12 protein-coding genes and 1 tRNA gene are annotated in these 16,075 nt (G+C 44.4%); 4 read left to right on the top strand and 9 right to left on the bottom strand.

What is annotated here, in order from left to right:
* Positions 1-101: 101 nt before the first annotated feature.
* Positions 102-2,111 (top strand): DNA helicase Rep, encoded by a 2,010-nt coding sequence (rep, locus tag ACXAD8_RS16285; protein WP_475230857.1) that lies wholly within the window; start codon positions 102-104, stop codon positions 2,109-2,111.
* 6 nt (positions 2,112-2,117) lie between these two features.
* Here the strand turns inward: rep and ACXAD8_RS16280 are convergent, their stop codons facing one another.
* Entirely contained in the window at positions 2,118-4,778 is a 2,661-nt protein-coding gene (locus ACXAD8_RS16280; protein WP_475230855.1) for a bifunctional diguanylate cyclase/phosphodiesterase, read from the bottom strand.
* Positions 4,779-4,995: 217 nt separating this feature from the next.
* Complete coding sequence (locus tag ACXAD8_RS16275) at positions 4,996-5,391, bottom strand: c-type cytochrome (protein ID WP_475230853.1); 396 nt, start codon at positions 5,389-5,391, stop codon at positions 4,996-4,998.
* 391 nt (positions 5,392-5,782) lie between these two features.
* Here ACXAD8_RS16275 and ACXAD8_RS16270 point away from each other — a divergent pair.
* Positions 5,783-5,859 (top strand) — tRNA-Arg (locus tag ACXAD8_RS16270).
* A 268-nt stretch (positions 5,860-6,127) separates the two neighbouring features.
* On the opposite strand, the gene ACXAD8_RS16265 is transcribed toward ACXAD8_RS16270, so the two are convergent.
* Together ACXAD8_RS16265 and ACXAD8_RS16260 are read right to left on the bottom strand one after the other, a co-directional pair.
* On the bottom strand, positions 6,128-7,441 hold the full coding sequence (locus ACXAD8_RS16265; protein WP_475230851.1) for a type II toxin-antitoxin system HipA family toxin: 1,314 nt from the start codon (positions 7,439-7,441) through the stop codon (positions 6,128-6,130).
* Positions 7,441-7,707: a helix-turn-helix domain-containing protein gene (locus ACXAD8_RS16260; RefSeq protein WP_475230849.1), complete on the bottom strand. Its 267-nt coding sequence runs from the start codon at positions 7,705-7,707 to the stop codon at positions 7,441-7,443. The genes ACXAD8_RS16265 and ACXAD8_RS16260 overlap by 1 nt, the downstream gene beginning before the upstream one ends.
* A 579-nt stretch (positions 7,708-8,286) precedes the next feature.
* Between ACXAD8_RS16260 and ACXAD8_RS16255 the strand changes: the two genes are divergently transcribed.
* Together ACXAD8_RS16255 and ACXAD8_RS16250 are read left to right on the top strand one after the other, a co-directional pair.
* Positions 8,287-8,892: a flavodoxin family protein gene (locus ACXAD8_RS16255; RefSeq protein WP_475230847.1), complete on the top strand. Its 606-nt coding sequence runs from the start codon at positions 8,287-8,289 to the stop codon at positions 8,890-8,892.
* A 111-nt stretch (positions 8,893-9,003) separates the two neighbouring features.
* Complete coding sequence (locus ACXAD8_RS16250) at positions 9,004-9,678, top strand: response regulator transcription factor (RefSeq protein WP_475230845.1); 675 nt, start codon at positions 9,004-9,006, stop codon at positions 9,676-9,678.
* 11 nt (positions 9,679-9,689) lie between these two features.
* Here the strand turns inward: ACXAD8_RS16250 and ACXAD8_RS16245 are convergent, their stop codons facing one another.
* The 5 genes from ACXAD8_RS16245 to ACXAD8_RS16225 form a co-directional block, all read right to left on the bottom strand.
* A complete protein-coding gene (locus ACXAD8_RS16245; protein WP_475230843.1) occupies positions 9,690-10,433 on the bottom strand; it encodes a LytR/AlgR family response regulator transcription factor in 744 nt (247 codons plus the stop codon).
* Between the two features lie 213 nt (positions 10,434-10,646).
* On the bottom strand, positions 10,647-13,562 hold the full coding sequence (locus tag ACXAD8_RS16240; RefSeq protein ID WP_475230841.1) for a TonB-dependent receptor: 2,916 nt from the start codon (positions 13,560-13,562) through the stop codon (positions 10,647-10,649).
* Between the two features lie 182 nt (positions 13,563-13,744).
* On the bottom strand, positions 13,745-13,948 hold the full coding sequence (locus ACXAD8_RS16235; RefSeq protein WP_475230839.1) for a hypothetical protein: 204 nt from the start codon (positions 13,946-13,948) through the stop codon (positions 13,745-13,747).
* A 160-nt stretch (positions 13,949-14,108) separates the two neighbouring features.
* Entirely contained in the window at positions 14,109-14,846 is a 738-nt protein-coding gene (locus ACXAD8_RS16230) for a dienelactone hydrolase family protein (RefSeq protein WP_475230837.1), read from the bottom strand.
* A gap of 128 nt (positions 14,847-14,974) precedes the next feature.
* The gene (locus ACXAD8_RS16225; protein ID WP_475230835.1) at positions 14,975-15,775 is read right to left on the bottom strand and encodes an alpha/beta hydrolase; all 801 of its coding nucleotides are present in this window, start codon (positions 15,773-15,775) and stop codon (positions 14,975-14,977) included.
* Positions 15,776-16,075: the final 300 nt, after the last annotated feature.

Genomic DNA, 16,075 nt, shown 5'->3' with positions numbered 1-16,075 from the left:
TATCTCAACTTTTTGTATCGCTTTGCACAGATTATTTTTTTCGACTCGTGTAAAATCAGCCGCCCTGATTTTCCCAGTTACCAGCTTGAGAAGTTTAAGCAATGAGACTCAATCCGCAGCAAGATGATGCAGTAAAATATATTTCCGGCCCCTGCCTGGTGTTAGCTGGTGCGGGTAGTGGTAAAACACGAGTTATTACCAATAAAATTGCCTACCTGGTGAGAGAGTGCGATGTGCCTGCGCGCTATATTGCCGCAGTAACCTTTACCAACAAGGCAGCCAGAGAAATGAAAGAGCGGGTGGGCCAAACCCTGGGCAAAACCGAAGCCCGTGGTCTAAAAGTATCCACCTTTCACACCCTGGGTCTGAGTATCATTAAATCTGAAACCAAAGCACTGAATATCAAACCCGGATTTTCCTTATTCGACGATAAAGATACTTTGGCATTGCTTAAAGATCTCACCGAAGACACCATAGATGGTGACAAGGAACAGCTGTCTTTGCTGCAAAGTTGTATTTCTAACTGGAAAAACGACCTCATCACACCGCAACAATTGTTAAATCAGGTCAGTTCTACTGGCGAAAAGGAGTTTGCGCACTTTTACCTGCGCTACCAGGAGCACTTACAGGCCTACAATGCCCTGGATTTTGATGATCTGATCTTATTGCCCACCCTGCTTTTACAACAAAACGAAAAGATTCGACAAAAGTGGCAGAACAAAATCCGCTACATGTTGGTAGATGAGTATCAGGACACCAATACCAGTCAGTACGAATTGGTACGCTTACTGGTGGGAGAACGAGCCAGATTTACCGTGGTGGGAGATGATGATCAGTCAATCTATTCCTGGCGCGGTGCCAAACCGCAAAACCTGATTTTGCTGAAAGAGCACTACCCTAACCTAAGAGTAATCATGCTGGAGCAAAACTATCGCTCCTCTGGTCGTATTCTGCATTGCGCCAATATACTGATCCAAAACAATCCCCATGAGTTTGAGAAACGATTATTCTCAGAACTGAGTTACGGTGAAGAATTACGGGTTATACAATGTAAAAACGAAGATCACGAAGTAGAGCGAGTTGTGGCAGAACTGATGTCCCACAAATTTATGAATGGCACTAACTACAAAGATTACGCCATTTTATATCGAGGTAATCATCAGTCCCGGCCTTTTGAAAAATCCCTGATGCTCAACCGTATCCCCTATAAGATCAGTGGTGGTATGTCGTTTTTCGGTAGGGCAGAAATTAAAGACATCATGGCCTATCTGCGACTGCTGGTAAATCACGATGACGACACAGCAATGTTACGCGTAATCAATACGCCAACCCGAGGAATTGGCCGCGCCACACTGGAAAAGCTGGGTAACCTGGCGAACCAACTCAAAGTTTCGCTGTTTGAAGCATCGCTTTCGCCGCAACTACCGCAGGTTTTAAGCGGCAAATCACTGGCAGCAGTTCAGGGATTTGGTCGATGGATAGTCGAACTGGCAGATAATGCCCAGCGGGGTGATACTAATGCTGCTCTGCGGGATCTGATCAAAGGTGCCAAATACGAAGAATGGGTGTACGAAACCAGTGCATCTCCAAAAGCCGCAGAAATGACTTTAGCCAATATCAGTACCCTGTACGGCTGGGTTCAGGGCATGCTGGAAGGTTCAGAAACCGAGCCACCCATGAGCCTGGTAGAAGTGGTTAATCGACTGATTCTGCGGGATATGATGGAGAAAAATGAAGAGGAAGATGCCAGTGACGCAGTGCAGTTAATGACGCTGCACGCATCAAAAGGTCTGGAATTCCCCTATGTCTTTATGGTGGGTATGGAAGAGGGATTATTACCCCATCAAAGCAGTATCGATGAAGACAATGTCGAGGAAGAACGGCGTCTCGCCTACGTTGGCATTACCCGCGCTCAAAAAGAATTAATATTCTCATTAGCAAAAGAGCGACGTCAATTTGGTGAAGTTAACTTTCCGGAGTCAAGCCGTTTTCTGGATGAGTTGCCGGTAGACGATGTGGTTTGGGAAACCAAAAAACCTTCTGCCAGTAAGGAAGAAAAACAGAAAAAAGGGGAAGTTGGGATAGCGAATTTGCGCAATATGTTGCGTTAATCTTGCTCAAGCAGTCAATGGAATGACTTTTTGCTCATTTTCGATTTTTTTTTGATCCTGATCGGGAGCGTTTCCGCTCGCAACCTTTTTCTGGACCTCAGTCAAAAACGAGCCCTGACCCAATTCACAACCGATACTGACTAACGCCTCGCATTGTGCCGCGTTTTCAATACCCTCGGCAATGAGTTGAAAGCCGAAGTGTTGAGAAATCTGCTGTACAGATTGAATTAGCTTCAGGTTTTGCTCTGAACCCGGTAATGAGCGCACAAACTTGCGATCAAACTTCACGTAATCGAATGGATACGAACAAAGGTAATTCAGTGAGGCCAGGCCATTACCGAAGTTGTCCAACACCAGAGTCACTCCGGCTTTTTTCAGCATCTTAATAGATTGCAATACCTGCTGAGACTTGCGATTTAACAGGGTTTCATCAATTTCGATCACCAGTCGTTCCGGTGAAATACCGGATGACATTACCCGTTCAATCAGCTGATTAACCAAAGAAGCCTGCATCAGGTGATTGCCTGAAAGATTAATAGCCACTTTGTCATTGGCAGATACAAAAGGGACATCTTCTTGTTCAGATAATATCTGACAGGCCTTTTCCAGCATAAAGTTGTCCATTTCCATGGTCATACCGCTATGCTCGATAATACGTACAAACTGGTCTTTTTTCACGCTGCCGATAGTGGGGTGTACCCAGCGCACATAACACTCGTGATAGATGGTTTCTTCACTACCCAGATGAATCACAGGTTGGTAGTGACAATCAAACGCTTTTAATTTCAAAGTACGGCGGAAGTCATTTTCCAGCTCCAGCTCTTCCAGCAGCTTTTCCCGCATACTTTGATCAAACATGACATAGCGACCACGTCCCAACGATTTGGCTTGGTACATGGCTGAGTCAGCATCGCGAATGATCTCATCGGCACTCTGATACCAGCTTTCCACGTAAGCAATACCAATACTACCGCCGGAATACATTTCAGAGCCATCCAGAGAAAACGGCTTACTCAAAGTCTCAAGAATTCGCTGCGAAACCTCTTCAACGTCTTCATCATCGTCAAAGTTATCTAATAGTATTACGAACTCATCACCACCCAGTCGGGCCAGCAAATCATGACCACGAATGCACTGATCGACCCGCAAACTCACTTCGATTAAGAAGCAGTCACCGGCGTGATGACCCAGGGTATCGTTGATTAGCTTAAAGCGATCCAAATCGATAAATAACAACGCAAATTTGTTCTCAGGGAAGCGCTGCTTATTGGCCAGCGCCAACTCCAGGCGGTTGAGGAACATGGCCCGATTCGGTAACCCAGTCAATGCATCATGATGAGCATCGTGGATTAGTTTTAATTCGATTTGCTTACGCTCTTCTATTTGCTTCTTCAGGTGGGCGTTGGTTTCATCCAACTCCTGCGTACGCTCTTTAACCCTGGAGGACAACTCATTGTTATAAGCGTAAATCGCTTCGGCCGCTTTCTTGCGCTCTAATGCCACCGCAATATGATGGGAAACAAAGCGCAACAGCTCCAAATCCTTGAAGCCGTAGGTATAATCTTCGTTGTAGGCCTGAATACCAATAACACCAGAGACTTCACCATCAACAATCAATGGCGCACCTATCCAGGAATTTTTGCTGGCTAACATACGCCCAGCAATATCCGCGCACAGCAAACCTTGTTCGGCCAATTCTTGTGCACGTTTAGCGTCTATTAGTTCGGCATGACCATGGTTGAGCACATATTCAGTCAGGCCCATTCCCATTGGCCTTGGGGTAGCCGCTTTACTTTTTTGGTCACTGAAATAAGGGAACCGCAAGAACTTACGTTCTTTATCTAATGTGGCGATATAGAGGTTGGGAGCATGAATAAGACGAGCCAGGATATCGTGCAGATTGGCGTAAAAATCCGGGATATCACCTTCCATCGTGGCGGAAAGCTCTGATATTTCAAATAAAGCCTGTTGCAGAGATTCAATTTTCTGGCGTTCTTTGATTTCTTCCTGCAACTCGTTGTTAATGTCGCGTAACTGTTTAGTGCGCTGGCGAATAGTTTTTTCGGTCAATTCCCGGTTTTTGACCCGATCCACTGTGGTTACTATGTGCTGGGATACGAACAGTAAAATATCCAGATCATCTTCGGTATAGCGTACGGCATCGTCATAACTTTGCACGGCCATCACGCCAATAATGCGCTGACCACGCTTCAAAGGCACGCCAATCCAGTCTACGGGGCGGGTACCCAGCTTACTGATACCTATTTCCTGGACTTTTTGATCGTAGTTTTCTTTGGTGAGGAACAGATGGTTGCCGGTTTCTAATACATAGCCAGTAAAACCATCTTTCAACTTTTCTGCGGGTATTTCGTTGATGGTAAGTTCGTCAAATTCATCAACAAAATAAACGAAATCCACCATGCTCTCACTGTCGTCGTAAAATGCGACATAGAAGTTACGAGCATGCATAAAACTGGCGATGATGTCATGGACAGCAGAATACAGGCGTGACAATTCGCTAACTGAACTGGAGAGTTCAGAAATATCGAATAACGCTTTTTGAATGGCTTCGGCGCGTTTGTACTTCTCTGTCACCTTTTGAAGCTGCGGGACTAACTCTCGCAGTTCGTCCTCAGACAGTTCGCCAGCCTGATTATTTTGTTCCATCACAATTTGTTGTCAAAATTTAATTATAATTATTCGCCAGAATAGAGGTTGCTAAAAATAACTTATCATTAACAAAAAGGCCACCTTTGAGGTGACCTTTTCTTAGAATATTTGGAATGAATTTAATGCAATATTGCTCATTTTCGTCCACAGGGAATTAATATTTTTGCCTGGACGAGAACTTAAATTACCGTTTTCATTCATTACATACAGAATGTTATTCCATCATAAATTCAATAGCGGCTTTGATATCATCATCAGAGCAGTCACCACAGGTACCTCTGGGTGGCATGCCACCAATACCGTTCAATGCGTTTTGCCAAACAGTATCGAAACCTTTCTCATCAACCCTGGCTTGCCATGCTGCGGCATCACCTTTCTTAGGGGCACCTAAAACACCACTGGCGTGACAGGCAACACAGGAGGCATTATAAATATCAGCACCGGAACGTGGACCTGCTGCAGCGGCAGATTCAGCAGCCGCACCTGCAACGTGAACACTACCTACCGGTTTGATGCGTTCTTTAATTTCTTCATCAGTTTCCTGCTTTGCGCCGTGTGCAACAGATACAAACATGCAGGTGGATAAAATCAGGGTAAGCAGTGTTTTCATATTTTTTAATTCCGCAATGACTTTTATAAACCGTTATTAATAAACTGTAACGATTATAGCCAGTTAAAACCTGCCGACAACCGGAAACTGGTATATCAGCCCAGCTAATTGTGTTTTATTTCTGTAAAGCCCATAAAGCGGTTGCCTGACAGCCCCGACATCCGTATTATTAGCGCCCGGTTACGCACCCGTAGCTCAGCTGGATGAATGCCGCCTGAAAACTACGACAAAAATATCGGGAATATTTTTGAATATCCGAAGGATAGCCCGCAGGGCGAAGGACAGGAGTCCGAAGTAAAGCCCTCACCATGGAGGGTTTAAACCTTAAATGGTTAATAACAAATGGATTAGAATAGATGCTCGTGCATCTCAATCACTACTACAAATTTGTGCACCCGTAGCTCAGCTGGATAGAGCGCTGCCCTCCGGAGGCAGAGGTCAGAGGTTCGAATCCTCTCGGGTGCGCCATCTCTGTAGAAGCATCCCAGGTAAGTATCCCTTAACTACCTTTTATTCTGTGACCAGATTGTAACCAAGATTTTATAGGCTCAGGCGTTATTGGCTTAAGTCATAACAATTGTGTAAAAAAATAGATACACTTAGCTTTGCAAGTAATATTCGTATGACCGATCTCTGAAGGCATCCTTACTGGAAATAAATCAAAAATTAAATCATCACTTCTTCGGGTGATACATTACTTCTTATATATTACGGAAACAGATAGCAGAGCCACCTGTTATTCTCTTAGAAAAGTCGTTATTTTGCGCAGACAAGTGATTGTGCGTTCGGTTATGACCTCCCCAACCTCGATATCAAAATATGCATTCGCCTGCTTGAGGGTGGAGGTCAGCGCTTCCTCTACCTTCTCGTCTAAAGAGGCCAATATGCCGAGTGTTTGCTCCATATCTATTCCTTGCCGCTTGCCGTGCTCTGGCCAGTGCCTGGGCATAATTTCACTCCATTTATAGTGTGTATTTTTACTATGGACTTTCATTGCCATTTTTATTTTTTTTGCCTGGATGTTCCCTTGTCCGAAGTAGGGGTAAGCGCTTAACACATCGTAATAAGGTGTGAGCCGATAACCGTCCTGATTCAGTGCAATGCTAAAGTTCTTTGCATGCCCATCAATCGCAGCAAGTAACCAAAATACGATTTGTACACGCATAAATTCGAGTCTATCTTCGTACGCGTTTTTTGATCCAAACAACAGCTCCATAACCTGCTGAGAACCCGGACCACCTTTTTCCTCATACTTTGAACCACTGACTTTCCCCAATGCCTGACAAATATCCTCTTGGGGAAGTCGGAAGATAGTGCCTTCCTCGATTCTGCGATCAAAGCGTTCCACCACCAGTACCTTTTGATCTTCAAATTGCGCAATTTCACAATCTGCTACATTCAGGCCCAGGTTTTTCATAAACGTCTGGCAGAACCATTCATTGTCTACACTCGAAGATAAGTCAATTCCCAAGCTTTCATGATGAAGAATGGGCGGCTTAAAAATATGCGTGGTTGGCGTTGAGCCATGTGGTCGGCACCATCTCCTTTCCCAAAAGGATAGCGCTGTCTTTTCCTGCGCTCCAGCAAGAGAAATTCTGAAGTCATCATCTGAGTTCATACCTAACATTTTCTCAAGACGAGTTTCTCTGATAATTTGTGCGACTTCACCCTCAGATAATGGAATGAGCGACAGCGGAGGCATTTCTCCTGTTGCAGGCGCTTGAGTGAATGTGAGCGCACCCACACAATCTTTTCCAATCTTGGCTAACAAATCGAAGGGCTTAGCACTATCGGCTCCTAAGCGGTCTTTCAAATGCTTTCTGATAGCGCTTGTATCCGGTAGCAAATTATCAAAATAAGCATGTACAGCTTCTCCCGTTATTTCAGCTCGTTGCATAGGCAGGCTTAGGGAGATGGCGCGGCCTCCCTCGACTTCTAGCCAGTCGGGGTCGTACTTAAAGCTCATGCGTCCTTTCTTTAAATACAACTCACCCACAGGAAACCCGTTCATGGAGCAATAGAGCGTTCGGGTATGTGATTTTCGTCCCATCAGAATCTCAGTGATTTTTTCGACAGTGAAGTAGTTATTATGGTCCCTTCATCCTTGGGGATATTGCTGATCTTAAACTCCAGGTTTAGTGCTGCACACAGTTTGATGAGCATATCGACCGAGACTTTTTCAGGCTTGGTTTCACAGTTAGAAATATCTCTTTGGTATACGCCGATGCGTTTTGCCAAATCGGCCTGAGTCCATCCTTTGGCTTTTCTGCTGTCCTTGATAGCGGCGCTTAGATCTCTTGGCGTATTAATTTTCATATTAGTTTCTTATACGGGTTTGTGTATAAAATCAAAATATACTAAATTTTGCATAAAATGATTATATACACGAATCTGTATAAATCAAATTTATACGGATTCCCGTATAAGAAATCCAATCTAGTCAGCACAACTATTTTCTAAACTCACCAGTGCAGCGCTATTGATTGATGCCAATTTCATTGGCATATCAGCCTTATGGGAATTCCATGTAACCCTATGTAATTATTGTATTTATGCAGTTTTCATCGTTTGCTATCAAACTAAAACATTTCGCGGGCCTCCCCCGGAGTCAGAGGTTCGAATCCTCTCGGGTGCGCCATTATCTCTGAGCTTATAATCCGCAACATTTCCACGCCAATTCTATTGGTGCCGGGGCTTTTTCATCATTTAATCTATAATAAACATGCCCACTGCAAATACTTTGCCTCACTAATATTCGCACATAACAGAGCCTGTGTTGCTTTGACCCGGCAGCTCTCCTAAACCATTGTCAATAACCCACTGACATTCCACATATTTTTCACTTTATCCGTGATAGCGTTCACATCGACTATTGCAATTTAAGAAGCAAGGATCATGGTACTAATTGGCATTGTTTACTACTGCAACAATTGTGAAATTCATAAAATTGCAAACCTGATTGCTGAGGGTGTCATTGGCTTTGGCAATACCAGAGTTAAACATTTTCGATTAACCGAAAAAGACTTCTCAAATAACCGATTCTGTGGCCAATGGATTTTCAGTGAGTTAGCAAAATGCGACGCAATAATATTTGGTAGCCCTGTGTCCGAACATCCAACAGCAGAGCATTTGCTGGCTTTTGCTGATGCCAGTTACGAGCAATGGCAAGTACAGCGCTGGGTTGGAAAATTAGCGGCAGGCTTTACCTGTGGCACAACCCAGCACAGTGAGCAGATTAGTACCTTACAACACCTTATTACCCTGGCGTCTAGTCATGGAATGCTGTGGGTGACTCCGGATGTTCCACCCAGTTGCACTGACTCTGCCTACGCGCTCTGCTGTAAGATGGGTATTGTGATTCAGACCCAACGCAAGGGTGTAATAAATTCGGAAATGAACGCAGCCAGAAACTTGGGGTATCTGGTGGCTAAATATGCCAGCCGTTTTCGCATGTCCGATGAAAAGGTTCTCGGCTTACACCACATAAAATACTCAATGTAATTGCAATAGGTCTGGCTGGATTTTGAGGTAAAAAATTAAAATCATCGGTTTAAAAAAGCCTAATTTTTACTTTTAGTATGGTGCTCATTACTAAAATGAGGGCGCTATGGAATGAGTATTTTATTGGTTGAACATGATATTAAAGCCGCGACATCAATAACAGAATACCTGGAATTAAACGGACATTGTGTTGACTATGCTCCTACCGCGCGTGTTGCTAAAAATCTTTTGGCCGATAATAGCTACAGTGTTGTCATCTTAGATACAGATTTACCTGATACTAATAGTCTTGATTTGTGCCAACAAATAAAAAGCCAAATATGCCCAGCATTACCTGTGCTGATGTTATCAGCCCAAAACACTCTGGAGCACCTGCTTAGTGGATTTCAAAGTGGTACGGATGATTATCTGGCCCGGCCTTTTGCCATGGCGGAGCTAAATGTGCGGTTATTGGCACTTTCACGCCGAACCCAGTTAAACAAAAGCAGTAAAATAACCCTGGGACCGCTCACCGTAGATCGGCAATCGTTCGCACTATTTCGCGAAAGCTGTAATATAAAGTGCACCCGTATGGGATTTCAAATTATGGATATTCTGGCAGAGGCTTACCCCAAAGTAGTTACGCAATCAGAATTATTTAACAATCTTTGGGGCAACCGGGATAGAGAACCCAATTTGTTGCGTTCTCACATTTATCAACTCCGCCAGGTTATTGATAAACCATTCCCATTCCCTATTTTAAAAACCATTCACGGCGTTGGATTTACCATTCAAAACATCGAGTAATTCAATAGAAGCTAATCTATAAGCCTGGCCAGTTTATCTCTGTTATTGCGACTCAGTACCAAATTCTCGCCACTCATTAGTCGCACACTGTAGTCTCCTCTTGGCTTAGGTCGCAACTCTTCAATTAAACTGATATTGATCAGGGTGCTTTTGTGAATTCGGCAAAACAATTCGGGATCCAATTGGTTTTCAATGGAGCGCAAGGTAGCTCGGTGCATAATTTTGCGTTCATTTAACAAAAAAATTTCAACGTAATTACCCGCTCCTTTTACATAGCGGATAGTACTCTGATTGATGAGTCGTATTCGTCCGGTTTCTTTAATCACCAGCTTTTTTCTTTCTCGTTGTTGCGACTGGTTGCCCAGCAAAAAGTTTTCTGAGATTGACGGATTTTGTCTTCTCAGGCGCTCGCCAAGACTGGAAGCAACCCGCCTTATGGCAAGTTCCAAACGAACATCACTCACGGGCATGAGCAAAAAGTCAAAAGCTCGATACTCAAAAGCCTTAATGGCACTATCGCCAGAGTGACCAATTACAATAATGGGAAATACGAAGCAGATGCCACGCAGTGTGCTTTGATGCAAAAATGCAATATCAGTAATAGCAAAATCCGGGGCTTCAAGGTCGACTTCAGCAAATGCTTGCTGCTCGCAAGAGGCAAACGTCACTTTCGAAATTAAAACATGCTCCTGAATAGCTGCTCTAATGCCCTTAGCACTTTCAGCATCTTTCATATAGATTAAAACTTTGTACATAGGATCTCAAAGTCCAATTTATTTGTGTTTACTCCTACCAACATTTTGCAAAATGCGGTAAGAGCTTAGCTCAAGTGAGGACAGCTAATATGCCATAGAAGGAGTGAAATATTCGTCAATTGGCAATGCAAAGAGTAGGAATTTGAGAGAGTTTTACAGCAAAAAGAAATAAGCCCCGAAGTGGAGTAACTTCGGGGCTTTAGTTTAAATTAATTAAAACTTGTACTGACTTTGTATATAAAAAGTCCTGCCATAGGAATCAAAATATCTGGGGTCAAAGCCTTCCTGGTGACCACCGCCTTCACCAAATGCCAGTGGAGGTAGCTTGTCAAACAGGTTGTTAATACCAGCCGAGACCGTCAGGTTCTGGTTGTAATTGTAACGGGTAACCCAATCAACAATGGTATGAGAGGGTACTTTTAGCTGTACACCACCATCATAAATGATGGATAAATCATTTTCAGGACCCGGGTTACGAATTGCAAAACTACCGCCAGGGAAATAGCTATCGGCATAACCACTTTGGTAAGCAATATTTAAGGTGTGTACGAAATCACCATGACTTAAGGTATTCACAATGCGAATCTTGTTGCGGAAAACTACGTCGTCATCTGGTCCTTTGCGACCTAAGCTGGTTTCGAACACATCAGTTGAACCAACCTGCAGAGATTCACTTTCGATAATGTAGGTTCCCGACAATGAAGTCTTAAGATCAGCCCAGCCAAATTCATTGGTGAAGTTTACAGTCCAATCAATACCGGCATTATTCTGTTCACCGACGTTAACCGGTCCCTGAATAATGGCCAATACATCTTGCCCAAGCCCTTCATCAAACTTAGTGGTGTATAACTCACGGTAAGTGTCCGGGTCGTTGAAGATATTAGCTTCCGTCGGACGCTGCACAACATTCTCAAGATCAACTTCCCAGTAATCAACCGAAACACTGAAACCATTGTCGCCGGAATACACAAAGCCAACGGAAAGTTGCTCTGACTCTTCGGGATTCAAATTGGGATTACCCTGTCGGAACACGTCATACTGAGCCAGGCCCTGAACACAATAAGCAGCCATTGGGTCACTGCTTGGGAACGGGCAGGCAAAGGTTCCACCAGTCACACCAAAGGGGATAAGAGGTTCTGCAATTTCACGCATAGTAGGCGCTTTAAAACCGGTGCCTACTGAAGCACGCAATAACCAGTTTTCATTGGGGCGATAGGAAGCACTTACTTTATAGGTGGTATCGTCCAGATCTTCACTTACGTCACTAGTAAACCCATTTGCAATAACATTGCCATCAATGTCCGTTAACAGGTTGCCACCAATAGTACCGTCTTCAAGATACTGAGCCAGTTCAATGGGGTTTTGAACAACGGTATTTTCCACTGCAGAGATATCGTCATAACGAACAGCAGCTGTAACTTCGAAGCCTTCAAATACCGGGACGATGCTTTCCAGGAAAATACCGTAGGTCTCTCTTTCTAAATCAAATTGCGGATCGGCATCTGTAAACAGAATGACGGCGCGTTGATTGGCCTCTGAGCCCCGGCGAGAATAGGTGGTTTCACGATAATCAAAGCCACCGCCCAGGTATACATCACCGGCGGGTAACTCAAATACCGGAGCTGAGAAGTTACCATTAACTGTCAATAACTCTGTATCGGTTACCGTATCCAGTCCGTTATACATAGTTGCTCTGAGCGCGCTTATTTCCTCTTCAGACAAATTATCCGCTGTGGTGAATACATCCAGATCACCGGAGCTAAGCAGGGCTAAAAAATCTTCCTGAATTGGATACCCGGTAATAATTACATCTTCTCGCTCTGAATCAGAATAGGTAACAGAAAAATCATAGGACACGGTGCTGTTCCACTCGCCGCGAATACCTAAATCCAAAAACAAACTATCAGTGGTGTATTCGTTGGTGCGATTGCCGCCCGGTAAAGAGCGCCAGGCCGCCGTAGAGCGAACCAGTTCGCCATTGTCTACACGCTCCTGAAACTCGGCAGGTAAACTGGGATAAATATACTCGGCGAACAAAGGGTTATCCTGAGCAACCGGGAAATTACCGGTGGGATAAGGTGCAATGCGGGATGTTAGCTCAAATCTGGAATAAGAAACCGTACTATAGACCTCGGCAGAGTCATTGATTTCCGCTACCCCACCAATAATCAGGTTATCTCGCGTGTATTCAGGAACAATTTCCAAAGTGCTGGTGAAGTCGTATCGACAGGCATAATATTCACCTACCTGTTCACCATCCAGAAAAGCAACCGTGTCACTGGGTACATTATCTGGTGCGCATTGGCCGTTCATTTCCCGGAAAGGATTGATGCCGATTTCATAACCATCATTAAAACGCAGTGTTGCCGTGGCAGGGATGGCATTAGAAGAATCAGCCACAAAGACCAAATCTTGCCCGTTGTAATTGAAGGGGATTATTCCTGTTCTGGCATGTTCTCTGTCACGGGAAGCCAGGGCCTCCTGATCTTCTCGCATATAAGAAACAAAGACATTAAAACCGTCCCGAGAGAGATCACCAAATCCCGTAGTAAAGTTAAATGTATAGTTTTCACCGCCAGTTTCTTCAGGTACGTCGTAGCGCACATCGAAAGTGGTTTCCTGTATATCTTTTTTCAATATAAAGTTTACAACACCAGCAATCGCATCTGAACCATATAAAGCAGAAGCACCATCGGTCAGCACTTCAACCCGCTCTATCGCGGAAATCGGAATTGAATTGACATCCACAGCACTGCCGGAGCCAGCTGGTGCCAGGCGCTTGCCATTTAACAGTACCAGTGTGTACTCATCACCAATACCGCGCAAAGAAGCCGATGAAATACCAGCACCACCGCCACCAACAGACTGTGTACCCGTAGTAAATCCCTGCATACTTGGAATTGTTGCTATCAGGTCAGGTACTGAGGTAACACCGGTTTTTGCGATGTCCTCAGCTGACAGTGTGGTGATGGGCAGCGCCCCTTCTAAATCAGTGCGTTTAATGCTTGAGCCTGTTACCGCAATGCGTTCAACGGCATCGTTGTCCAGAGATGCTTGTGCCACTGCATTGGCGCTACCAGCAATAAGTGCTGCGGCAACCGCACGGGCAATTAGTTTTTTTGTGTGCATGTAATTTCCTGTGTTAATTGCAAAAAAGCTTTTACAACGGAGCAGGCTATACAAATGCAACTTTGGCAGGGGAAATTCGACACCAACGGGGATAACGGCGTAGTGAAACGGCAATGGCAGTTTCTGTAACGGATTTTTAAGTTAAGCATTCCGCACAGGGCAAAATTAAAAAAGGCCTTATTTTAATACCAACCAATAATAATCTGTGATCGCTCAGCGTTAATCTCATAGCCATGAGGTCGCGACGCGCGAGTGAAGTAATACTGGTGGTCTTTCGAGTCTCGCGCAAAGCTCAACGCATCCTGCTCTCGCCCCTTACCAACATCCTTGTTGGCAACAAAGAGATCATGGCTATGAGCAACGTCGAAGATGGGTTTGAAACGCATTTATGCTGCTTTAGATGTTTTTGATTTAGCCCCACTAGACCTGCAAACATCTGCCTTGCCTAAATGCGTTTCAATTCCCACTGAGTAGATCACATATTATTACTGATTGGTATAAGAAGGCCAAACGAAGGAATTTAATAATGAACAGGTAGCGCAGATTTTAAAGATTGATAGCAAGCCAGTTTACGATCTCAGATTGTAAAAACGGATCTTGTTTAAACAGCGGATGACCATGGGCATCTCCGGTATAACTCAGGAACTTTGAGGCAACATTTTTTGCGACAACGAACAGCTTTTGCGCACTTTGATATGCCGCTTCATCCTCAACAGAAGCAATCAGCAGCGTAGGTGCAAACTGAAGCAGATGCTCATATCTTTGTAGATTTTTTTCTCCCTGTGCGGACGAGAGCAAGATCACCGCGGAAAAGGGAAAAGATTCGGACAGTTTCAGCGCCAAAGAACCGCCACAACTCGCACCGATAACGGCTATTTTGCCATTGGCTCCCACTTTGTCTTGCAAAAACTCAAGCACTGTCATGGCATCTGAAGGCCACAATTTATATAGCTTTTTAATCAGCGCACGGCTTTCTTGTGCAGAAAGCTCGTCTGCCTTAGCCATGTCAAAGGCGTCTGTTGCACTGTCCCCAAAACCCCGTAAATCAATACTCAAGGCGTGAATACCAACCTCGGCCAGACCTTGGCCAATTTGCGCATACATAGTGCGATTAAAGTTACACTGATGCAGCATTAACACCGCTTTTTGACTTAGTGCTTTTGGCTTATAGTAACTGCCCTGCAGGGTGAATTTATCTGCTGTCGAAAAGCTTATCTGCTCTGCGCTGGAATAAAAAGCATTAAACAGTAAAGCACAAATCAACAGCGTTCTTCGATGTTTCATTTGTAAAACTTCCCGGATATTGGAATTTTTAACCTTGCACGAGATTGCTGGTGACAAAAGCGCCAATGATCCTGAAATTGAAACAGTTTGTCGTTATGAGTTTCTAAATTGTACTGACTTATTTGTCTTCAAGTAGCTCCTTCGGTGAACAGTACAATCTGCTCACAGACATGCTCATCATTTAATATCCGCCGATGGCCCAATCCCTCAGTCCGGAATAAGTTTGAGCCGGACCAGGACTGCTGTAATCTGAGTACATCATCAAACGCCACTTCCTTGTCGTAGACATCATGTACCAACATGCCACCTCTGCTCAGTAACTTGCTGCTCATCATCAGATTTAACTGCTCCCTTGGGATCCCAATAAGCTCATCCACTAATTGCAGAAATTTTTGTTTTGCAACGGGTGTTAAGCCTAATTGCGTGGAGAGTTTAGCCAACACTTCGGTAAAATCTATGGCAGGTGCAATCAGTATCAATTGCTCAAAAACATCGCGCCTGGCGGCAATGTAACCCAGGGCGCTGGCCCCCATGGAGTGCCCAATAGCCACATCAATCGGCAGATTCACCCTGGCAAGACTGTCTTCAATCGCCCGGATAAATTTTCCGGGATGAGATAATCCTTTGGTAGTTTTTCCATGACCGGCGGGAATTGGCGCAACTATGCGGTAGCCACGTGCTCTGAGAGCATGAAACAAGGTTGTAAAATCTTCAACCGAACCTGACCAACCATGCATCAACAATACGGTTTTTCCGCTGCCCTGCCAGAGTTTAAGCTGGGTATCTTCACTTACCTCAATAATGGCATCAGCCTGAGGCAGAGTCTGTTTATGCGCCGCAATTCTCGGTGTAAGTATCAGTTTCCTGACAATTTTGGCCGCCATTGTGGGCAACAAGACATTAATTAATCGTAGCAATTTGATGAGCATAATTGACCTGTTCGTTTGATAAACCGGCCGGGAGTGTTTAGAAAGTTGAATAAATGCGCAACAGAGTCACCGCACTTTTGGACGCCAAGTACGAAGTTTTAGACGATAGATTGGATTTATTGACTACTCAGAGAATTGCAGCCCACTGGTGGGCCAGATGTTAAAAGCGGGATTACAGACGAGGCGTGAAATTGCAGAGCCATTATTTGCTACCCACCAAATAACTTGGGCAACACCAGATATGACAATACCCAGGCAATACCCCAGGGTGAGATCGTGAACGTTATTTAACCAATCAGG

The organism is Planctobacterium sp. AWH2_060, from assembly GCF_056158425.1.
This window is presented reverse-complemented; position numbering and strand designations above follow the sequence as displayed.